Consider the following 21,771-nt stretch of genomic DNA (forward strand, 5'->3'; position numbering starts at 1 on the left):
ATGACAGCCAACAAGCTCGATCCCATTGTCGTCGTTGGCAGCGGTCTGGCCGGGTATACGATGATCCGCCAGTTGCGCCAGCACGATCCGTCGCGGCCGGTGGTCTTGGTGACCGCCGACGGCGGCGAGGTCTACTCCAAACCCTTGCTGTCCAATGCCCTGGCCAAGCACGAAACGCCCGATTCGCTGATTCAGAAGACTGCCGAGGACAAGGCGCGTGAACTCGATGTAGTGCTGGTCAGCCGTTGTCGGGCGCTATCGATCGACGCCGAGCGACGCATCCTGCATACCTCGCGCGGCGATTTCGCCTACAGCGATCTGGTGCTGGCTACGGGGGCGTCTCAGCGCATCATCTGGCCCGAGAACGCCGAGCGCGACTGGATCGATACGGTGAACAACCTGGACGATTATCGCCGTTGGTACGGCAAGCTCGGTGCCGGGGCCAAGCGGGTACTGTTGATTGGCGCCGGCCTGATCGGCAGCGAGTTTGCCGACGATCTCATGAGCCGAGGGGTCGACGTGGACTTGGTCGATCCAGCCCCATGGCCGCTCTCGCGCTTGCTGCCCGAGGCGATCGGCCAGCGCCTGGCCCAGAACTTCGACGCCGCCGGCGCTCGCCTGCATATGGGGCGTTCGGTCAAGCGTCTGGATCGCGACGAGGCTGGCCAGTATGTGGCGCGGTTGGATAATGGTGAGCGGCTGAACTGCGATCTGGTGCTGTCGGCGGTCGGGCTTGTGCCGGAGACCGATTTGGCCGCCAGCGCCGGCGTGGCGATCGGCCGGGGCGTGAAGGTCGATGAGCACCTGCGGACTTCGGATCCACATATCTTCGCTATGGGCGACTGCGCCGAAACTACGGCTGGGGTGCTGCCTTATATCCTGCCGTTGATGGCTCAGGCCAAGGTTCTGGCACGGGTACTGGCCGGCGCCGAGCAGCGGCTAGAGATGAAGGCGATGCCGGTGACGGTCAAGACGACCAGCCTGTCGCTGGTGGTCTGCCCGCCCAATGCCAACGTGTCTGGCGGCTGGTCGGTCGAAGGCCAGGGCGATGACTTCGCCGCGGTCTTCCGCGATAGCGAGGGCATGCCGCGGGGCTTCGCGCTATCCGGTACGGCCGTGGACCGGCGCAGTGAGTTCGGCCGTCAGATGCCGGCGCTAATCAGTTGAACGCTCGGCGACGACGCATCGGTCGCCGGCGCACGGAGTTTTGTGTGTCGAGTCAGGAGTCGTGAGATGTCCAATATCTGGGTAGTGGATCGAGAAGGGGTCGAGTATCAGCTCGAAGCCAAGTCGGGGGCCAAGGTCATGGAGATCATCCGTGGCGCGGGGCTGCCGATCGAGGCGTCCTGCGGCGGCTGCTGTGCCTGTGCGACCTGTCATTGCTACGTCGATCGGGAATGGCTGCCCAAGCTCAACCCGGCTGACGAAGAAGAACTCGACATGCTCGACATGGCCTTCGACGTCAACGATCAGTCCCGACTGACCTGCCAGATTCGGTTCGCCGAATCGCTGGACGGCCTGCGGGTCACCCTCGCTCCGGTTTAGGACCGCTCGACTCCGTGCTCGGGCTGCTGTGCTGCTATCTTTCGAGCGCAGCATGGCAGCTCGGCGGGCTCAGGGCTGGTTGGCCCATGCCAATGAACGAACGGTGGCGTTGCCCGGTTTGATCGTGGCGCGTTCGGCGCCCCATGGCCGCTGGCGCTACCTCGCCTACCAGAAAGCCGGTTGCGGTTGATGATGCGCCTATGCCAAGCGTCTTGTAGCGGCCGATTCACATTGCGCTCCCAGCGACTGTGCGGAGCCAGCGCACTGGATTGCCGTATGGCGTGTGCTCTACAGGGAGTAGCCGGAGTCATGCCATGGCAGCGGCCGTAACAGGCCATATCGGGTGGCTGTGCCATGTCGGCTGCGTCCGGCTCAACGCTTGCGTGGTGGCTGAATGCCCAGATCCCGCTAAGATCGGTTGATGGTTGGTGCCAGCGCCGCGTTGGAGACCGCGAATCGCCGGTCGGCGCGCGTCATAACCTGGACTCGCAACGTCGCGAGGTGCCCTGGGTTGATGTTTATGGGCGGCCCAAGCCTTCGCGATAGGCGCTGTTTTACGACCGTTCAGCGTTTCGCTGTTTTGCATAGCGCCAACGCTACGTTCGCGATACGGCAAGATAGCGCTGGGCACAGACTCGTGCGTGACCCCAGCAGGCCTTAGCCACGGCCGGGACTTCAGCGCCGCGACAGCCGTGAAAACAGATCCGATAGTTCGCTCTCGTTGGGCATCGGCGCTTCAGGTTCGGCATGGCGCTCGATGCTGGACGGCGAGCATTCGAACTGGCGCTTGAACTGGCGCGTGAAATGGGCGTTATCCGAGAAACCACATTCGGCGCTGATTTCGGTAACCGAACGCCGCGTGTTGCGCAATAACCACAGGCCGTAGCGCAGCCGCAGATCCCGCGAGAACATGCTCGGGCTCATACCGAGTTCGCGCATGAAGCCCCGCTCGAGCTGACGCTTGGAAACATCCAGCATGGTCGCCAGCGCCGTGGTGCTTGGCGGGTCATTGAGATGCTGCTCGATGATATGGATGCCGCGTCGTACCCGATTGTCCTGAACCTGATCGTGCACGGCCGGCTGGGGCTGGGCGGCGTTGCCGCGGCGGGCACCGTCGATCAGCATGATGTGCAGACTCTTCTGGGCCCAGGCCCGGCCGATGTGGCGCTCGATCAGCCAGGCCGCCAGATCGGCAGCGGCCGTACCGCCGGAGCAGGTGATGCGATCGCCGTCGACCACGAACAGGCGATCGGCGACTGGAATCACGTTGGGATAGCGCTTGGTCAGATCACTGTAGTGATACCAACTCACGCAGCAACGGCGGTTGTTCATCAGCCCGGCATGGATGAGGGCGAACGGGCCGGTACACAGGCCGATCAAGGGCACCCGCCGGGCCGCGGCCTGTTTCAAATAAGCCACGGTCGCGGCATCGGCGGCCGGTTTGTCATCCAGTAGGCCGCCGCAGACGACCAGATAGTCGAAGTCCTCGACCGACCGATTTTTGTACGGCTCGCAGGGGCCGACCTGGGCGCCGTTGCTGGCCGTAGCCGGACGCCCATCCGGGCTCAGAAAACGCCAGCGGCAATGCACCGGTCGGCTGGTATCTCCTTCGTCGGCGGCCAGGCGCATGCAATCCACGAAAGCTGCGAACGGCAGCATCGTGAACCGGGGCAGCAGGATGAACCCGACCGACAGCCGGGCCCGGGGCGTCTCGACCGGCGTGTTCATAGCCGAGGTTCGGCCCGAGGTGGGGGCTGTGGGCATCGCGCAGCGCGATGCATCGTTAGCGACTGCGAACGATTCATTCAGCCTCCGGATCGGGCTCGGGGCGAGCGGGCCTCGTGGTAGGCACGGCCGCATGACGATACGCTGAAAACCATCATGCCTCGGGCGGTATCGGCTGACAAATCGATCGATTTCGGGACAGCCGCCGGCTGTTCCGCGAACCAAGCGGGCTGCCGTCAGATCTGGCAGCGCGAGCCGGTCGATGGCTGGTGGGCCACCCAGATTCCTGCCAGCGAGTGCCTACTCGGTTCGAGGTATCGAGGGCGGGTGGGTTTGTCCGCTTTGATCCGGGTCGAGCCACCAGGTCATTACGAACGAGACGGCATATAGCGCCACGAAAGCCCAGACTACCCCGACATTGCCACCCCAGGGTTGGACGAGCGCCACCACCGCGGTGCCCAGAAAGGTCGCACCCCCGGCAGCCGTAGTATACATCGCCATGGCGGCGCCTTTATGGGTCGGGGTCAGCGCTGGCAGGATTGCGCCCAGTGGCACGAAACCGGCCAGCAGCATGCCGAAGCACATCCCGGCAAGCACCGACACGATATAGCCCCAGTCGGAGCCGGCCGGCACCCAGTGCGAGACGTACCACCAAGCCAACAGGCCAAGCGCCGATCCCACGACGCCGAACCAGCGCACGGTTCGGGTCCAGCCCCAGCGGTCGCCGATCGCGCCGAATACGGCGTTGAGCAAAATATTGCTGGCGTAGATGATGCTGGTCATCAGCAGCCAGCGGGATTGGCCCCAGCCGAGATCATCGGAAATCACGGCCGGCATGATGACGAACATGCCGAACTCCGGTGCGGTGTTGATCAAGCGCACCAGAAAACCCATCAGCACCTGTGGATTACGCAAGCTCAGGCGCAGCCCGGAAAACACGACTTCGCCGGCGCTTTCCTCGGCTGGTGCCAGCCGCCCATAGCCGGCCGAATCACGAACGCCGAACCACACGATCAGAAAACCGAGCGTGACCAGGCCGATGGAGGCCCACATGGCCAGGGCCTCTCCCTCGGAGCCGCCGCCGAACAACGGAATCGTGCCGGCTGCGAATAGGGCGCCCAGGGTAGGAAAGCCCCCGGTGAACATGACATAGAACCAGCCGACGGCCGTGCCGTTGCGCTGGATGGGCACCACCGCATTGATCCAGACCAGAAACGCAAAAGCGAAAAAAGGAAAACCGAAGCCACGCAGAAAATAGGTAGCAAACACGAGCGTAACCGAGCCGGTCTGCAAAGCACCCAGGAACAGGGCTTCAAAGACCGCCCAGATCAGAAAACCCCAGAGCATGACTTTGCGCGGCCCGAACAGATCCGCAAGCGCGCCCGAAAGATACGAGGCAATGAGTGCGGCCAGGCTGTACATGGCGAGGATCGTCGGTACCAGTTCGGCACCGGCGCCATCGAGCACGTGCTGCATATGCGGCGCGATGATGTTGGAGTCCACGCCGTTACCGGTCATGAAAATCAATACGCCCAGAAATCCCCAGCGGATCGAATGCGGTATGCCGATACGATCCAGCCAGGTTTCACTGTGTTCTGTCTTGGAGCTCAATCTAACCGCCTGACTTCTAAATATATTCCAGGTGGTGAGAAAAATTTCACAAGGATCGAAGGGCGACTATAATCGGTTCGTCGCATACCGCTGGGAAGTGGCGCCATGCCAGCGATAGACCGGTTCAACCCGCATTCAGAAAGCCGGTAGGCCGATCCGGATATAGATTGAACGCGTGTTCAATAACGCCTGGCTCGTGAACATGAGCGTGGCGGTCGAACTACTGTGGCTCGGTATTGCCTCGCTCCAGTGGCCGGGTTGGCTAGGAACAGCCATTCATAGCGCCCGGCTACGCCGCTAGACGGGATTAAACCGGTTGATCGGCCGCGGTGGGCGCGATACCGGCCGCGATAGCATAAGCCAGGCGTGAACTTACGGTCGGCGTGTATTCACCGCCTGGCTCGCAGCACTTCGGCGGCGACCGCCCCAAATCGGGTCGGTCGCCGCCGAGCGATCATGCAATGGACGGTGTTTGGCGAGCTATACCAATAGCGGCCGTGTTGCCGAATCTAGAGCCGCCGGGCTTCGTCGCTGATATCAATCACGATTTTCCCGACCGCGGCACCGGTTTCCAGATGGCCGTGGGCCGCACCGACATCGCCTAGGTTGAAGCGGCGTTCATCCAGCAGCGGTGTCAGCCGACCGGCCGTGGCCAGCTGTGCGGCCTTGGTCAGAATCTCGCCGTGATGCGCCGGATGCACGCCGTGCAGCATCGCGCTCAGCATGAACACGGTATGCAGTGTCAGGCTTTTGGTATGCATCGGCGTGAGGTCGGCCTGGTACTGCGACACGATGGTCGCGACCTGGCCGTTAACCTTGACCGCCTGGAACGACTTGGCGATGTCGGAGCCGCCAGTGGCATCGAAGACCACGTCGAAGCCCCGGCCGTCGGTCAACCGCTCGACATAGTCGGCCACCGATTCGTCGGGATAGTGGATCGGCTCGTCGGCACCGCCGCGGCGTGCGATATCGGCCTTGGCGGCGGTCGAAACCGTGGTCGCCACATGCGCGCCCTGAGTCTTAGCCAGCTGGATCGCGATATGGCCGACACCGCCAGCCCCACCATGAATCAGCACATGGTCGCCCGGGCAAATGCGGCAACGATCGATCAGGGCTTCCCAGGCGGTGATCGTGACCAACGGCAGAGCCGCGGTCTGGCGCCAATTCAGCGCTTTAGGTTTGTGGGCCATCAACTCGGCATCGACCGCGACGTATTCGCCGTAGCCGCCGCCGCGCCCGGCCACGCCGGCGGCACAGCCATAGACGGCATCGCCTTCGGCGAACTGCCGGACGCCTTCGCCCACAGCATCCACGATGCCGGCTACGTCACAGCCAAGCACGGCCGGCAAGGCCGGTGCGATCGGCGGCCCGGCAGCCCGAATCTTGGTATCGACCGGATTTACGCTGGACGCGATCTGACGCACTCGGATTTGGCCGGGACCCGGCTCGGGCATGGCGACGTCGGCGGCTTCGAATACATCGGGGGTGCCGAATTCACGTATCTGTTGGACTTGCATGGCTCGATCGATCGAAAAGCTTCGTTGTTCAACATACGCCATCGCGGCCGATTCGGCATAGCCGCCAAGCAACCGAGCCGCCGGCGATTTCGACCATGGTCCAGTGTCGCATTTCGCGCCGTGGGCTCATTTTGTGCCCACGGGGTTCGGCCGCGCCGGGAGAGCGTTCCAGGCCGAATCGGATGCGAGTCAGGGGGAACTCATGAAACCGATCTGGAAGCTCTGTGTCGCCGCAGCCGTGGTGCTGGCGCTCAGCGCCTGTGGCGACGATAACGATAATAATGACGATAACGACGACCTGGCCAGCGCGCCGGCGCCGACCGCGGCCAGCCTGTATTCGCCGGTTGCCAGCGAGGCCGTGCTGCCGTTTCCAAACAATCTGCTGTTCGTAGATCGCGACAACACCAGCGGCGAACTGGCCGGGATCAGTGCCGATGGCACGCTCAATATTCCCGATGAAAGCGGCGCTAACCCGCTGATTCAGGACGTGAACCGGCTCGATGGTTTTTCGAGCACCGACAATCTGTATGCCGATTTCTCCGGTGCCTCGATCGATATCGACAGCGCCAACGACGGCGGCGTGCGGGTGATCGAAGCCGATACCGGCACCGAGCTCGAAGCCGGCACGGACTTCGACGTGATCCGCTCGCCCGTGGTGGTCGATCACAGCCGGCTGCTGATCCGGCCGCTCAGGGCGCTATCGCCGAGCACCACATACTACGTGGTCATCACCGATCGGCTGACGACGACCGACGGCGGCGCGGTCGCGGCCAGCGAGCAATTCCAGATCGTCGACTCGGCCGATACGGTCGGCTCGGAGGCCAACCCTGCGGCCGACTATAGCGCCGAGCAGCGCAGCCAGCTCGAGTCGATTCGCAGCCGCCAGGTTCGGCCTATCCTGCAGCAGGTTCCGGGCGCGGGCAGCGATAACGTGATCCTGGCGTGGCAGTTCACTACCCAAAGTATCGGCAGTTCGCTGCGTTATATCGCGGCCCAGCCAACGCCGAACCCGAACGATGCCGACGATGGCGGCATTCGCCTACAGCCTCTGCCGGATGGCCAAGGCGGCCAGTTCTCGACCGGCGAAGCCCGGGAGGGCCTGGCCGATACTGCCGATCTGTATCAGGGCACGGTCGATCTGAGTTATTACTTGGAAGCCGATAACGACGACGGCAGTCGGCCGGCGCCGATGTCGACGTACTGGATTTCCAACGGTGAGGCCGCCAGTGGCCGCGCTACGCTGCGTACGCCCAGCGGCGGTTCGATTCCGTGCAGCGTGCTGAGCGCCAGCGATTCGACCACCGGCTGTTTTCCTTATCCACAGCGCCGTTCGGTACAGTCGGTGCCGGTGCTGGTGGCCGTGCCCAACGCCAACAGCCCGAGCGGTGGTACGCCTCCTGAGGGCGGCTGGCCGGTGGCGATTTTCCAGCACGGCATCACCGGCGACCGGACCAATATGTTCGCGATCGCGCCGACCTTGGCCGCGGCCGGTTTCGTAACCGTGGCCATCGATCTGCCGCTGCATGGGCTGGCCCCCGACAATGCGCTGGCGATTAGCGGTGCGGAGCGGACCTTCGATCTGGATGCCGACGGCGATGGGGTGGTCGATGCTTCAGGTGTGAATTTCATCAATCTGGCCAGCCCGATTACCTCGAGAGACAATCTGCGGGAAGCAGTGGCCGATCTGATCGATCTCAATGCCACGCTCATGCAAGGCCAGATTCCGGTGGCCGATGGCTCGGTGATCGCGCTCAACGGCCAGTCCAGCCAGTTCGTCGGGCATTCGCTTGGTGCTATCGTCGGCGGCACGCTGATGGGGGTGACTTCGCGCCGTACCTTCAATGCGGCGAGTTTGGCCAACCCGGGCGGCGGTGTGATTCGCCTGCTCGACGGCTCGGCGTCTTTCGGGCCGACCATCTCGGCGGGTTTGGCGGCCCAGGGCGTAGGCGAAGGCAGCGCGGACTATCAAAGCTTTTTGCGTCTGGCCCAGACCGTGGTCGACGGCGGCGATCCGATCAACTATGCCGCCACGGCCGAAACACGGCATCCGCTGCATTTGATCGAAGTGGTCGGCGGCGCCAACGACGGTACGAATCCACCGGATCTGGTGGTGCCCAACGCGGTACCGGCCAACGTCGGGCCCGATTTTTCGCCGGCCACCGAAGGCGCCTGTCCGCCGAGCTCGGACTACACGCCCACGCTGGATACGGTCTGCGTCGGTGGGCCGGTTTCTGGCACTGATCCGCTGGTTGCGGCCATGGGGCTGGATTCGGTAGATCTGGATGTGCCCTATGAAGGCGACAGCCAGCCGGCCGGCAGCGTCGTGCGGTTTGCCAGTGGCGCGCACAGCACGGTTTTGGACCCGACTGCGGGCACCGCCGACGGCCGCGTCGATCCCCAACAGGGCATGGCCACGACCGCCGAAATGCAGTGCGAGATCGCCGGCTTTCTGGCCGCAGCCGCGGCCGGTGCCGAAGACCCGAGCATTCCGCTGGGCTGTGCACAGTAGTGGCCTGGATCGGTGCCTGGCGATGTCGCTGGGCGCCGTTTTTCTGAGCGGTTAGACTAACCGGCCGAATCGCGCCGCCAGAGCATTGCCCCGATGAGCATCAAGTCCGATAAGTGGATCCGCCGCATGGCCGACAGCGAAGGCATGATCGAGCCCTTCGAGCCCGGCCAGATCAAGGAACGCGACGGCGAGAAGATCGTGTCCTATGGGGTGTCCAGCTACGGCTACGACGTGCGCTGCTCGCCGTATTTCAAGATCTTCACCAATATCAATACCGCGGTGGTCGATCCCAAGGGCTTCGATCCGAAAGGGTTCGTGGATTTCGAAGGCGATACCTGCATCATCCCGCCGAACTCGTTCGCGCTGGCCTCGACGATCGAGTATTTCCGTATCCCGCGCAACGTGCTGACGATCTGTCTGGGCAAGTCGACCTATGCGCGCTGCGGCATCATCGTCAACGTCACGCCGCTGGAACCGGAATGGGAAGGCCACGTCACGCTTGAGTTTTCCAACACCACACCGCTGCCGGCCAAGATCTACGCCAATGAAGGCGTTGCCCAGATGCTGTTTCTGGAATCCGACGAGGTCTGCGAGACGTCCTACGCCGACCGAGACGGCAAATATCAGGGCCAGCGCGGCGTGACCCTGCCACGCGCCTAGCCAGCAGGGCGTCGCCACACCCAGATCGACAGCGATCCGGAGCGGCGCACCTGCCGGGCTGCCGCGCGAGCTGGATCGCTCATCAAGGCATGACTGTCAGGTCGGGCCAGAGGATGCCCAACGATGGGCCTCGGCGCAATAGACCTGCGGCAGCTCGCGAACGCGATTAGGGCCTACGCTCATCGAAAACAGGTCGTCGAAGCCGAACGGTGCATAGACGTCGTATCCATGCCCGTGGCTGCGCAAGCCCCACAAGACGATCGATTCAGGAAATGATCGATCCCGTCGGCAGTACGATCAGTGGTCGCTACGCGATACCGCACTTTTGTGGCCACCCGAGATGCCCGTGTGCCTGGTTGCGGATCTGAACGTCGATATCCAGATCGCCCAGGATCTTTGCGCTGTGCCGAATGACGGCGTCTTCGGCTTGCCAGCTGGTATCCGCGGCATCGTGGTTGAACACGTCGTAGTCGCGGATGCCGGCGGTCGCATTCTGCCCGCTGAGGTCGTTCCAGACGGTCTGGAACCGACCACCCGCCACCAGATCACAGTCCGGCAGCTGCAGTTCCGGCAGCCTCGAGCAGAGCCCGGTTATACGGATTGCGCGTGACCGCGTGTTCCGGGTCGGAAGCCCTTGTTGGCAGAGGCGACGGCGGGCCGAAGGATCGTTATTTGGACCGTGACAGGGATTTTAACCGCAGGCTGTACTGGGCGCTGCCGTTGTCGATCTTGTCGACCCGGATCGGCATCCAGTCGGCGTTTTTGGCCAGCCAGAAGGTCAGGCCGTCGGCCTCGTCGCCGCCGCGGACCAGTTTGAGCGTATCGTAGCGGCCGGCCGGGGTCTGGATATCGCCGCCGTCGCTGAGTACCGCGGTGTAGGTATCGATGCCGTCGTCGTCGGCCAGCGGAAAATTCTTGTTGCCGGCATTTGCGGGATTGCCCGATTGGGCCAGCCAGCGACGGGCTGCGATTTGGAGCGACAACGGGTCCTGGACGCCTTTTTGTATGGCGAAGGTCCGGCTGCGGCCGGCCTCGTCGTGATAGCGCACTTTGCCGGCCGACCAGTCGAAGTCCAGGGTGTAGCTCTTCTTGGGTTTGCCATCGACGTGATGACGAAACGAACGCGGCTGGACCTGGCCGTCGACGATACAGAAATGTGATGCGTCCTCGATGTTGCCGAGAAACATATGCACCAACGCATTCGGATCTGCATGCCCGCTATAGACATAGCAGTTCGGCTGGTCGCCGGCGGCGAGCTGGAACCGGGCGTTGCCCAGCGGCAGCCCGGATTTGGTGGCCGTAAACTGGGCCACGAAGGCATCGGTGGGGCTGGCCTGAACCGTCGGCGAAACCGCGGCGAACAAGCCAAGGCCGGCGAGCGAGCCGGCGATCCAATGGGGTAGGCGCATTGCGCTGATCCTAATCATAGTCGGTGACCAGTGGCTGGGTCTGGCGCCGACCGTCGCGATAGACGCCGTCGTCCTGCCAGACCACCCGCCCGGAGACCAAGTCGTCTAAAGCCGCAGCATAGAGCCGCTGCTCGATCTGCGCCATTACGCGATCGGCCAGCGAGTCTGCGGTGTCCTGTTCGGTGATGCGGATTCGGCCCTGGCGAATCACCGGGCCGTCATCGAGCGTGGGGGTAACGAAATGCACACTGGCGCCGTGTTCGGCATCGCCGGCATCCAGGGCGCGCTGGTGGGTATGCAAGCCCTTGTACTTGGGCAATAGCGACGGATGAATATTGACGATCCGGCCGGCAAAGCGGGCCACGAAAGCGTCGCTGAGCACGCGCATGAAGCCGGCAAGCACGATCCAGTCGGGCTGGGCGGCCGCGATACGTTTGGCCAGGGCGGCGTCGTAGCTTTCGCGATCGGCAAATTCCTTGGGCGAGATACTGACCACGTTCAACCCGGCCAGGCGTGCCTTCTGCAAACCTTCGGCACGGATACGGTTACTGGCGACGAGCACCACCTCGGCGTGCAGCGTGCCGGCATCGATCGCGCGTAGGATCGCATCCAGATTGCGCCCCCGGCCGGAGATGAGAACGACAAGACGGGCAGGGCGGTTGTCGGCTACCGCTGCCATCAGACGATCGACACGGCCGGTGCCTCGGCGGTACGCGCCTCGATCTGCCCGATCTGGAAAACACGCTCGCCGGCGGCTTCTAGAATGCTACCGGCCGTTTCGGCCTGATCGGCCGGCAGAACCACGCAATAGCCGATGCCGTTGTTGAAGGTGCGAGCCATTTCATGCTCTGCAACGTTGCCGGCCTCGGCCAGCCAGTCGAAGACCGCCGGGCGCGACCAGGCCGAGCCGTCGATAGTCGCAGCCAGGCCTTCGGGCATCACGCGGGCCAGGTTTTCGGCCAGACCGCCGCCGGTGATATGGGCCATGCCGTGTACGGTCGTCTGTGCAAGCAGGCTCTGGATGGCCGATACATAGATTCGGGTCGGGGCCAGCAGCGCATCGATCAGCGTGCTGTCGCCGACCGGCGTATCCGGGGCGGCCCCGCTGTGATCGAGAATACGGCGTGCCAGCGAGTAGCCGTTGGAATGCGGTCCGCTCGAAGCCAGGCCGAGCACGACGTCGCCTTCGGCGATGGCCGAGCCGTCGATGCGCGCATCGTGTTCGACCACGCCCACACAGAAGCCGGCCAGATCGAAGTCGCCGGCGCTGTACATGCCCGGCATCTCGGCAGTCTCGCCGCCGATCAGGGCCGCGCCCGCCTGGCGACAGCCTTCGGCGATGCTGGTGATGACCGGGGCAGCGACTTTGGCCTCTAGATGGGCGGTGGCGTAGTAGTCGAGAAAGAATAACGGCTCGGCGCCGGTGACCAGCACATCGTTGACGCACATGGCGACCAGGTCGATGCCGATACCGTCGAAACGTTGCTGCTCGATGGCCAGGCGCAGCTTGGTGCCGACCCCATCGGTGCCGGAAACCAGCACCGGGCGACGATAGCGCTCGACCGGCAGCTCGAACAGGCCACCGAAACCACCAAGCCCGCCCAGCACTTCAGGCCGACGGGTTGCTTCCACCGGGCCGCGAATGGCATCGACGAGACGGTTGCCGGCATCGATATCGACGCCGGCATCGGCATAGGTCATAGAAGGGCGATCGCTCACGAGCAGGCCTATCGGATTGCGTGGATGAAGCGCCGGTCGACCGGCGGTGGCGTGCTATTGTACCGGTTCGGCGTGTCGGGCTGGGTGGCTCCGGATACGTCCTCATCATTCGACGATGCCGAACGAGGCAGGAAACCATGCGCGGTCGCACACTCGCCCTGATCGCAGCAGCCGGGGTGGTATTGATCCTGGTGCTGTTGCACAGCATGTTGCTGCCCTTCGTACTCGGCGCCGGTCTGGCTTACGTCTGCGATCCGATCGTCGATCGCCTGGAACGGCTGCGGCTGACGCGCACGCTGGGCGTGATCATCGTATTCCTGGCGATGATCCTGATCTCAGCGTTGATGATGTTCCTGCTGCTGCCAGTACTGCAGGCCCAGTTCAATACCCTGATTCAGAGCCTGCCGCGCTATATCGACTGGGCCCAACAGACGTTCAATCCCTGGATTCGTCGCCTGGCGCCGGGCGTGGACGGCATCAATGCCGATTCGTTGCGTCAACTGATTACCGAGAACTGGGGCAGCGCCGGCGGTCTGGCATCGGCCGTGGCCAAGCAGGCGTTTTCCTCCGGCACAGCCTTGTTTTCCTGGGCCATCAACCTGTTGTTGGTGCCGGTGATCATGTTCTATCTGCTGCGCGATTGGGACCATATGACCGCGTTCATCCGGGCCCAGCTGCCGCGCCGCTATGTCGGCACCATTACCGATTTGGCGGTCGAAACCGATCAGGTGCTCGGCCATTTTATTCGCGGGCAGGCCCTGGTGATGCTGGTGCTCGGCTCGATCTATATCGTCGGGCTGTGGCTGGCCGGGCTCGATCTAGCGTTGGTGATCGGCTTCGGGGCTGGCCTGATCAGCTTCGTGCCTTATGTCGGGGTGGTCAGCGGCCTGACGATGGCGACCGTGGCCATGCTCGTGCAGACCGGCGATCCGTTCCAGGTGGTCTGGGTATTCGTGGTGTTCGGTATCGGACAAATGATGGAACAGATGGTGTTGCAGCCGCTGCTGCTCGGCGAAGCCATCGGGTTGCATCCGGTATGGGTGATCTTCGCGGTGCTCGCCGGCGGCCAGTTGTTCGGCTTTATCGGCGTGCTTATGGCCTTGCCGACGGCCGCGGTGATTGCAGTACTGGTGCGCTACGGCGGACGACGCTGGCGGGCCAGCCGTCTGTACCTGCAGCACTGAACGCAGCGGGCTTGGTTGCCCGAACATCGAACTCCCGGCATGCTGGGCCTGTTTTTGGCTTCGTTCGAGTCCGTGTCGGGGCCGTAAGCCGAGGCGCTCATGCCATGGTCGGCCGAACCGGCCTGGCATAACGACAGCGCCTGTGGCGCAAAGGGGGCGTTGCCAATCGTGCCGGAGGGCGTGACTTGTCTAGATCGTGGGCGGCTGCGATCGACCGCTTGGATCGTATCGGGCACGACGGGCAGCCGTATGGCGGCGCGCGCATCAACCCAAAACAGGCCCTGGCCGGTCATCGTTTCCGGCGGGTGACCGTCGATACACGTATGGCAGGTCCGTATGCCCGTTCAGCTCATCCTCGGTGTCCAGCTGCCGGCCTCGGCAACGCTCGAGGCGTTCGTGGGGGCAACCAATGCGGATGCAAAAGCCGCGGTCGCCGAAATCGTGGCCGGGCGCAGCGAGCGTTTGTTCGTCGCAGGGCCGCGCTCTAGTGGCAAGACTCATCTGCTCCAGGCTGCTTGCCGGGCAATCGGCGATAGCGGCCGGCGCAGCGTGTATCTGCCGCTAGCCCAGGTGGCCGAGCCGATCGGGCCGTTGATCGAAGGCTTGGGCGATATGGACTGTGTCTGCGTGGACGACGTCGATGCGATCGCTGGCGACCGCGAAGCCGAGATCGGCCTGCTTGGCCTGTCCGATCAGCTGCGCGCTCGCGGCAGCCGGCTGCTGGCTGCCGGGCCGACCGTGCCCCGGGAGCTGGGGCTTGAACTCGACGATCTGGCCAGCCGACTCGGCTGGGGGGGCTCGGTGGTGTGTCATCCGCTCGATGATGCCGACAAGCAGGCCCTGTTGATCCGCCGGGCCGCGCAGCGCGGCATGGATATGCCGCAGGCGACTGCCCGCTGGCTGGTCCGCCACGGCGATGCCGATGTGCCCGGGTTGATGAAGGTGCTCGATACGCTCGATCAGGCGTCGTTGTCGGCCCATCGCCGGCTGACTATTCCGTTCGTCAAGCAGGCACTGGGCGAGTCGCGCTAGCGGTCGCCCGGCTCTCGGGTTGGCAGCTTTTCAGTCGCGGGCCAGTTTGCGCGCGGTCTCAGCCACCCGGGCGCCGAGATTACGCGCCAGTTTCTTTTCGATATCGGTCAGCGGCTTGTCACCCAGAGTGCCGGAGACATGGCTGGCCCCATAGGGGGTGCCGCCGGAGTCGGTTTCGGCGAGTAGGTCATCGGCGGTATAGGTCAGACCGGTGATCAGCATGCCGTGATGCAGCAGCGGCAGCATCATCGACATGAGCGTCGTTTCCTGGCCGCCATGTAGGCTGCCGGTCGAGGTGAAGACCGCGCCGGGCTTGTTCGCCAGCGTACCGGACAGCCACTGTCCGGACAGCGTATCGATGAAGTACTTCAACGGTGCCGCCATATTGCCGAACCGGGTTGGTGAGCCCAGGATCAGACCGGCGCATTCTTCCAGGTCGTCGTGTTCGGCATAGGGTGCGCCGGCGTCCGGGACCGCCGGCTCGCTGGCTTCGATGGTCGGCGAGACCCGGGGGACGGTGCGCACCCGCGCGGCCATGCCATCGACCCGCGATACCCCGCGCGCGACTTCGTTGGCCAGTTGCTCGGTGGCGCCGTTGTAACTGTAGTACAGGACCAGGATTTCTCGGCTCATGACAGGCGATACGATGATTGGCCTGCCTATGCTGGGCATCCGGCGCGTCGACGTCCAATCCGGTGCTGCGGGCCCGGTCGGTACCGGTCGCGCCATCCGCTTTGATTGAATTGCGTAGGCGAGCCCTGCGCAGGCGCTTCGTGGACTATGAACAAGCCGTGGCTGGCTTCGCCGAGGAGCGACGATTGGCGCGGTCGATAACGCGGAGCCGGTCGTGCGACGCGCCGGCGACACACCAAGGGTTCAAGGAATCTGCCAATCGCGACGTAGCGCAGTCTCGACGCGCATCGGGTACCAAAGTTGGCCGAGACTGCCGTTGTAACGCGCCAGGGCACGGCTGCGATCGCCGTGTTCGAGCTTCAGATAGTAGGCCAGGATCGTACAGCCATAGCGTAGATTGGTTCGGCGTTTGAACAGGTTGTCGTCCGGCTTGCCAATTTCTTTGCGCCAGAAGGGCATGATTTGCATCAGGCCCTCGGCGCCGGCCGAGGACAGGGCAAAGCGTTGGAAGCCGGATTCCACCTGGATCAGAGCCAGCACCAACTGCGGCGACAGGCCGGCTTCGTCGGCTGCGGCATGAACATCGCGCAATAACGCCAGCCGACGCTGGACATTGGGTACGCGCGCAGCCAGCCGATGTGACATGTCGACCAGCCATACCTCGGCGTCGAAGCGATTATCAAAGCCGCGCGACTCGGCGATGGCTTTCTTGAGCGCCGCCCGCATGGCTGGATCGACGTGCCCGGGCACCGCAGCTGCGCCTGAGGCAGGCGGCGAGGCGAGCGCGATGCCGGCGGCCAGTACGGCGCCGCAGACCACCGGCCCCGGTCGCCAGTGGTCTGCGACTCGAAACAGGCAATTGGAAGCTGCACCGATGCCGGCGGCCCAAGCGGAGCGCCCCGGTCGCCTGGCGGTCGGCGCGATCCGGGCCGCTGGCCGCCGATCGTATTCAGCTGCCGTGGACCTGGGCCTTGATGGCTGCGGCATCGTGCGCGATCTCGCTGGCATCGGCGTCGCTGCGGCCCTTGTATTCCAGCATGCCAGATTCGAGCCCCCGGTCGGAGACCACCACCCGGTGCGGGATGCCGATCAACTCGGCGTCGGCGAACATCGGACCCGGCCGCAGGCCACGGTCGTCGTAGGCGACATCCACGCCGGCGGCCTTGAGTTCCGCATACAGCGTCTCGCAGGCTTCGCGTACCGCGGCCGATTTATCGGCCTTGATCGGGATGATGACCAGTTCGAATGGCGCGATCGCGCTCGGCCAGCAAATACCGGACTCGTCGTGGCATTGTTCGATGGCCGCCGCGACCACCCGCGAAACGCCGAAACCATAGCAGCCCATCTCCGGCACGACCGCATTGCCGGCCTCGTCGAGCACGGTCAGGTCCAGTGCTCGGCTGTATTTGTCGCCGAGCTGGAAGACATGGCCGACCTCGATGCCGCGCAGGATCTCGAGCGTGCCGGCGCCGCTCGGGCTGGCATCGCCGGCAACCACGTTACGCAGATCGGCAAAGCGCGGCTCGGGATGATCGCGGCCCCAGTTGAAGTGGGTGAAGTGGGCACCGTCGTAGTTGGCGCCGACCACCATGTCCGAGGCATGGGCGAGGGCAAAGTCGGCGATCACCTCGACGTTGGTGTTGACCGGCCCGATCGAGCCGGGGCCGGCACCGAAGTGGGTGCGGATAGTGGCTTCATCGGCCATGGTCAAAGGCGCGGCAATGCCGGCCAGGCCCTCGGCCTTGATCTCGTTGAGAGTATGATCACCGCGCAGCATCAACAGCACCGGATCGCCGGATTCGCCCATCACCACGATCGATTTCGCCGTGGCTGACTCCGGTACGCCCATATGTTCGGCCAGGCCAGCGATGGTCGTGACCCCGGGCGTTTCGATCTTTTTCAACTCACCGGTGGGAGCAGCGCGTTCGCCTTCGGTCATGACCGTGGCGGCGGCCTCGATGTTGGCGGCATAGCTGCCGTCGGTCGAGACCGCGAGTTCGTCCTCGCCCGAAAGAGCCAGCACATGGAATTCCTCGGACTTGGCGCCGCCGATATCCCCGGAATCGGCCGCTACCACGCGATAGTCCAGCCCCATGCGTTCCAGGATTGCGACATAGGCCCGGCGCATGTTCTGGTATTCAAGCCCGAGATCGTCGCTGTTCATATGAAAGGAATAGGCATCCTTCATGATGAATTCGCGGGCCCGCATCAAGCCGAAGCGCGGCCGGATCTCGTCACGGAACTTGGTCTGGATCTGGTAGAAGGTCACCGGCAGCTGCTTGTAGCTGCGGATATCGCGTTTGACGTAGTCGGTGATGACTTCTTCGTGGGTAGGGCCGAAGCAGTATTCGCGCTCGGCGCGATCTGTCATGCGCAGCATCAGCGGACCCATGGAGTCCCAGCGGCCGGTTTCGCGCCACAGCTCGGCCGGCTGGATAGCGGGCATGAGCATTTCCAGGGCGCCGATCGCGTCCATTTCTTCGCGCACGATGGCCTCGACCTTGCGCAGTACCCGCATGCCCAGCGGCGACCAGCTATACAAACCGGCACCGAGGCGCCGGATCATGCCGGCACGCAGCATCAGTTGATGGGAGACGATCTCGGCGTCGGCCGGGGTCTCCTTGGTGGTAGCCAGAGCAAAAGCGGAAAGACGCATGAGCGGCGGGCGGTTGATGGGATCGAGCCCGCGATTCTACTAGGGGCAGGGGGTGTTTCATACGCTAGGGCGTGTTGAGGTCTCGTGCGCATCGGCGCCCAGAGCTATGTGCAGGGCTGTTGGGCTGTAAGGGGACGCGCCGCGAGTGCGGCGTAGTGGTGCTACTTCCGTGAGCGGCAACGCTGGATTGCGGTGCAACCGCCGTTGTCCCGCAGGTCTTGCCCCAAATCGCGTCGAGCCGCGTTACGAGCCTTGCGCGCTACGATTGGGGGACGCAACGCGGCGCCCGGACGACACCTCTACATGCCCTAGCGGTGTTGCCGGTAGCGGCAGACGGCCTGGCAAGGATGTTTGTGCGTTAATCGGCGTCGCGGGCGTCGTGCCAGGCGCCGGTATGCCAGGTCAGCTCCAGCTCCTTGGCACCAGCATCATCCAGACGCCAGGCCCGTAGACCCGGCCCCGACAGGGCCCGCGGGGCGATGATCAGGGCCGCGGCCTGTGGGTAGCTGTGCCCACGGATATCGTGGCGGGAGGGCACGGCCTCGCCGATCGGATGGGAATGATAGATCGCGATCAGCCGGGCCCGTCGTTCCCGCATGCACCGAAAAGCCGCGATCTGTTCGGCCGGGTCCATATCGAAGCGATCCGCCAAGCGTTCGCTGCGATTGGTGATGATATGGCGTATCAGCCCGTCGTCGCCGCGCGCTAAAAAACCGCAGATTTCGATATCGGGGGCGGCCCGGGCCTCGGCGACCAGGCGCTCTCGGAGGTTATGCGGCAGGCTCAGGTCGGACCAGGCGCTCACGTCGGCCGGGTCTCGACGCAGTAGCGTTCGAAGGTGGTATCGCAGACCGGCACGAGCTGGAAATCGAGTAGTCGCCAGTCCATCTGCTCGATGTGCTCGCGTGCGGCTTCGAAGCGCGCCAGTGTGGCGGTGCTTTCGTGAGGGCAGATCAGGGCGATACCGGTCAGCAGTCGGCCTTCCTCGCGCAGGCGTACCCGTGCCTCGGCGATCCAGTCGCAGCCTTCGAGATAATCGCGGATTGTGGTGCCCAGCGGATCGGGTGTCTGGCTGCCAATGCGGCGGGGCACTTCGTCGATCAGGTCGCAGACCGCGGTATACAGATGCCGCAGGCCGTGGCGAAGCACGTCAACGGCGATCACCAAGGTCGCTGCGTAGTCTAGCCACCACACCCCGAGGCCGATCCCGAGCACGCCGATGATCGCCGCGCTGCCGGCCAGCCAGTTCACTCGGCCCATGGCAGCGTCCGCATACAGGCCTTTGTCGTGCAGGGCGATGGCGAGTTGCTGGCGGCGGCGGCCGACAATCCAGGGCACGGCTACGCTGTAGCCCAGGGCTGCGATGATCCACCAGCCATGCCAGTGCGCCCAGCCGCCCATCGCTTCGATGGTCGCCAGCTGTGGTTCGTGCTGCTCGATCAGCGAGCGCATGCCGGCGAACAACAGATAGCCGCCCATGCAAGTCAGTGCCAGAGCAGCGGTGAGAAATGCGATGCTGCCGGCTCGATAAAAACCGTAGGGAAAACGCTCGGTCGGAGGCTTGGCTTCGATCCGGGCCGCGGCGAGAAAAGCCAGCGGCGGCAACAGCGACCACAGGCTTTTCAGCCAGACCGCGTGCAGAGCCTGGCTGCTGCCGAGTGCAGCGTATAAAGCGGCCACGACGCTGATACGCAGGGCCAGGGTCGCCCATTCCTGACGACGGGCCTGATCGAGTTCATGTTTTTTGTCGTCCGGCAGTGGCCCAGGCCGGCGCGGCTGTGGGCGCGAGCGTTCGGTCACGGATAGATATGGATCGGGGTGCCGTCCGGAACGCGGGCCCAGATCTGATCGATGGCAGTATTCGAGACCGCGATGCAGCCGTGGGTCCAGTCGCCGCTGCGAGGGCGGTCGTCGTAATCGGGCTGGCCGTGAATCATGATGTTGTTGCCAGCGGAGACCCCCAGCTCGGCGGCCCGTGACTGGTCCTCGGCATCCGGATACGAGATATGGATCGAGCGATGGAAATCGCTGTTCGGATTGCGCCAGTCCAGGGTATAGGCACCGATCGGAGTTTTGTCGTCGCCGCGCATGCGCTTGGTGCCGATCGGCGCCAGCCCGAGCGCGATCGGATACTGGGCGAGAATCAGCCCGTCGCGATATAGATACAACTCGCGTTCAGACTTCATGACCACGACCAGGTCGGCGGCCTGGGCTGCATCTTCCGGCTGGCCCGGCTGGGGCGAACTCGCCTGCGCCAGGGAGAAGGCGGCGATGTTCAGGGCAACAGCCATCAGCGTGACGCCGAGCCGCGAGACCGTGCGCATCATCGACCTATCCTCTTTATCAACCGTCGGCGAATATCCGAAAAGCCCCCTATCCAGTATCGGGGCGACATGCTGTTAGAATGCCACATTTATCGGTCCAGGCGATGCTGAGTTCGGCGTCGGATTCGGCTATCGATCAAGGGGAATAGGTTATGGCGAGCACTCCGTTGACAGTCATTAAGGGCGACGGTATCGGGCCGGATATCGTGGATGCCGCGCTCGAAGTCCTGGGCTCGCTTGATCTCGATTTCGATTACGACTATGCCGAGGTCGGCCAGGCCGCCTTGGATGCTGGCGAGACGGATCCGTTGCCACAGGCCGCGATCGATTCGATCGAACGCACCGGTCTGGTGCTCAAGGGGCCGGTGACCACGCCGGTCGGCCAGGGGTATCGTTCGGTCAACGTATCCATGCGCCAGCGCTTCGATTTGTACGCCAATGTGCGGCCGACCATGTCGTTGCCGGGGACGAAGTCGCGCTACGACAACGTCGACATCATCACCGTGCGCGAGAACAAAGGCGGGATGTATTCCGGCGAAGGCCAGGTGGTGGTTGACGACGGCAACCGGGCCGAAGCGCTGTCGGTGATCACCCGTGAACAATCCGAGCAGATCGTGCGGTTTGCCTTCGAGCTGGCGCGTTCGCACGGCCGCAAGAAAGTGACGCTGGCGCACAAGGCCAACATCATGAAATCGACCTCCGGCTTGTTTCTCAAAGTCGGTCGCGAGGTCGCCGAGGAATACGACGATCTCGAATACGATGAAGTGATCGTCGACGCCTGTGCCATGAAGCTGGTCATGGCCCCTGAAGATTTCGATGTCATCGTCACGACTAATTTGTTCGGCGACATCATTTCCGATCTGTGTGCCGGCTTGATCGGCGGCCTAGGGTTGGCGCCAGGCGCCAATATCGGCGACCAGTACGCCATGTTCGAGGCCGTACACGGCAGTGCGCCCGATATCGCCGGGCAGGGGATCGCCAATCCGACATCGGTGATTTTGGCCAGCGCGCTGATGCTGGATCACCTGGGCCGCAATGACCAAGCCGAGCGGATTCGCACCGCCGTGCGCGGCGCGATCGCCGAGGGCGACCGGACCACGCCGGATCTGGGCGGTAACGGCGGTACTCGCGACTTCGCGGCAGCCGTTGTCGAGCGGCTCAAGTAGTGCCAAGCGAATTGGAGCCCATAGCGGGCGGCTTGCCGGCCGCTATGGGCATGTCTTACCTATATCCAGTTCACTAACGAC

General features: G+C 63.9%; 21 protein-coding genes. 7 read left to right on the forward strand and 14 right to left on the reverse strand.

Annotated features, from left to right (window positions below):
* Together V5738_RS04900 and V5738_RS04905 are read left to right on the forward strand one after the other, a co-directional pair.
* Positions 1-1,167, forward strand: coding sequence for an FAD-dependent oxidoreductase (locus tag V5738_RS04900; protein WP_423823291.1), 1,167 nt, complete (start codon positions 1-3; stop codon positions 1,165-1,167).
* 66 nt (positions 1,168-1,233) lie between these two features.
* A complete protein-coding gene (locus V5738_RS04905; RefSeq protein ID WP_423823292.1) occupies positions 1,234-1,545 on the forward strand; it encodes a 2Fe-2S iron-sulfur cluster-binding protein in 312 nt (103 codons plus the stop codon).
* Between the two features lie 675 nt (positions 1,546-2,220).
* Here the strand turns inward: V5738_RS04905 and V5738_RS04910 are convergent.
* The 3 genes from V5738_RS04910 to V5738_RS04920 form a co-directional block, all read right to left on the reverse strand.
* Positions 2,221-3,273: a GlxA family transcriptional regulator gene (locus V5738_RS04910; RefSeq protein WP_423823293.1), complete on the reverse strand. Its 1,053-nt coding sequence runs from the start codon at positions 3,271-3,273 to the stop codon at positions 2,221-2,223.
* A gap of 297 nt (positions 3,274-3,570) precedes the next feature.
* Entirely contained in the window at positions 3,571-4,881 is a 1,311-nt protein-coding gene (locus V5738_RS04915; protein ID WP_423823294.1) for an RbtT/DalT/CsbX family MFS transporter, read from the reverse strand.
* Positions 4,882-5,390: 509 nt separating this feature from the next.
* Entirely contained in the window at positions 5,391-6,398 is a 1,008-nt protein-coding gene (locus tag V5738_RS04920) for a zinc-dependent alcohol dehydrogenase family protein (RefSeq protein ID WP_423823295.1), read from the reverse strand.
* 202 nt (positions 6,399-6,600) lie between these two features.
* Here V5738_RS04920 and V5738_RS04925 point away from each other — a divergent pair, with 202 nt between their 5' ends.
* Both V5738_RS04925 and dcd read left to right on the forward strand, forming a co-directional pair.
* A complete protein-coding gene (locus V5738_RS04925; protein ID WP_423823296.1) occupies positions 6,601-8,907 on the forward strand; it encodes a hypothetical protein in 2,307 nt (768 codons plus the stop codon).
* Between the two features lie 93 nt (positions 8,908-9,000).
* Positions 9,001-9,567, forward strand: coding sequence for a dCTP deaminase (gene dcd, locus V5738_RS04930; RefSeq protein WP_423823297.1), 567 nt, complete (start codon positions 9,001-9,003; stop codon positions 9,565-9,567).
* A 96-nt stretch (positions 9,568-9,663) separates the two neighbouring features.
* On the opposite strand, the gene V5738_RS04935 is transcribed toward dcd, so the two are convergent.
* From V5738_RS04935 to purM, 5 genes are all read right to left on the reverse strand, one after another.
* Positions 9,664-9,822 carry a nucleotidyltransferase family protein gene (locus V5738_RS04935; RefSeq protein WP_423823298.1) on the reverse strand — a complete coding sequence of 53 codons (159 nt, stop codon included), beginning with the start codon at positions 9,820-9,822 and terminating at the stop codon, positions 9,664-9,666.
* Between the two features lie 52 nt (positions 9,823-9,874).
* Positions 9,875-10,108 carry a nucleotidyltransferase family protein gene (locus V5738_RS04940; RefSeq protein WP_423823299.1) on the reverse strand — a complete coding sequence of 78 codons (234 nt, stop codon included), beginning with the start codon at positions 10,106-10,108 and terminating at the stop codon, positions 9,875-9,877.
* Positions 10,109-10,235: 127 nt separating this feature from the next.
* Positions 10,236-10,976, reverse strand: coding sequence for a DUF3108 domain-containing protein (locus V5738_RS04945; protein ID WP_423823300.1), 741 nt, complete (start codon positions 10,974-10,976; stop codon positions 10,236-10,238).
* Positions 10,977-10,986: 10 nt separating this feature from the next.
* Positions 10,987-11,655, reverse strand: a complete 669-nt coding sequence (purN, locus tag V5738_RS04950) for a phosphoribosylglycinamide formyltransferase (RefSeq protein WP_423823302.1) — start codon at positions 11,653-11,655, stop codon at positions 10,987-10,989.
* On the reverse strand, positions 11,655-12,677 hold the full coding sequence (purM, locus tag V5738_RS04955) for a phosphoribosylformylglycinamidine cyclo-ligase (protein ID WP_423824134.1): 1,023 nt from the start codon (positions 12,675-12,677) through the stop codon (positions 11,655-11,657). The genes purN and purM overlap by 1 nt, the downstream gene beginning before the upstream one ends.
* A 155-nt stretch (positions 12,678-12,832) precedes the next feature.
* On the opposite strand from purM, the gene V5738_RS04960 reads away from it, so the two are divergent.
* Positions 12,833-13,879: an AI-2E family transporter gene (locus V5738_RS04960; protein ID WP_423823303.1), complete on the forward strand. Its 1,047-nt coding sequence runs from the start codon at positions 12,833-12,835 to the stop codon at positions 13,877-13,879.
* A gap of 336 nt (positions 13,880-14,215) precedes the next feature.
* Positions 14,216-14,911, forward strand: a complete 696-nt coding sequence (gene hda, locus V5738_RS04965; RefSeq protein ID WP_423823304.1) for a DnaA regulatory inactivator Hda — start codon at positions 14,216-14,218, stop codon at positions 14,909-14,911.
* 30 nt (positions 14,912-14,941) lie between these two features.
* Here the strand turns inward: hda and wrbA are convergent, their stop codons facing one another.
* The 6 genes from wrbA to V5738_RS04995 form a co-directional block, all read right to left on the reverse strand.
* Positions 14,942-15,544: an NAD(P)H:quinone oxidoreductase gene (gene wrbA, locus V5738_RS04970; protein ID WP_423823305.1), complete on the reverse strand. Its 603-nt coding sequence runs from the start codon at positions 15,542-15,544 to the stop codon at positions 14,942-14,944.
* Positions 15,545-15,787: 243 nt separating this feature from the next.
* Positions 15,788-16,363: a lytic transglycosylase domain-containing protein gene (locus V5738_RS04975; protein ID WP_423823306.1), complete on the reverse strand. Its 576-nt coding sequence runs from the start codon at positions 16,361-16,363 to the stop codon at positions 15,788-15,790.
* A gap of 130 nt (positions 16,364-16,493) precedes the next feature.
* Complete coding sequence (locus V5738_RS04980; RefSeq protein ID WP_423823307.1) at positions 16,494-18,200, reverse strand: proline--tRNA ligase; 1,707 nt, start codon at positions 18,198-18,200, stop codon at positions 16,494-16,496.
* A gap of 358 nt (positions 18,201-18,558) precedes the next feature.
* A complete protein-coding gene (locus tag V5738_RS04985) occupies positions 18,559-19,005 on the reverse strand; it encodes a Mov34/MPN/PAD-1 family protein (protein WP_423823308.1) in 447 nt (148 codons plus the stop codon).
* Entirely contained in the window at positions 19,002-20,000 is a 999-nt protein-coding gene (locus V5738_RS04990; RefSeq protein WP_423823309.1) for a cation transporter, read from the reverse strand. The genes V5738_RS04985 and V5738_RS04990 overlap by 4 nt, the downstream gene beginning before the upstream one ends.
* On the reverse strand, positions 19,997-20,527 hold the full coding sequence (locus V5738_RS04995) for a L,D-transpeptidase family protein (RefSeq protein WP_423823310.1): 531 nt from the start codon (positions 20,525-20,527) through the stop codon (positions 19,997-19,999). Before V5738_RS04995 ends, V5738_RS04990 begins: the two co-directional genes overlap by 4 nt.
* A 149-nt stretch (positions 20,528-20,676) precedes the next feature.
* Here V5738_RS04995 and V5738_RS05000 point away from each other — a divergent pair, with 149 nt between their 5' ends.
* Entirely contained in the window at positions 20,677-21,690 is a 1,014-nt protein-coding gene (locus tag V5738_RS05000) for an isocitrate dehydrogenase (protein WP_423823311.1), read from the forward strand.
* The last annotated feature ends 81 nt before the right edge of the window (positions 21,691-21,771 follow it).

The organism is Salinisphaera sp. SPP-AMP-43, from assembly GCF_049568105.1.
In the GTDB taxonomy this organism is placed as follows: domain Bacteria; phylum Pseudomonadota; class Gammaproteobacteria; order Nevskiales; family Salinisphaeraceae; genus Salinisphaera.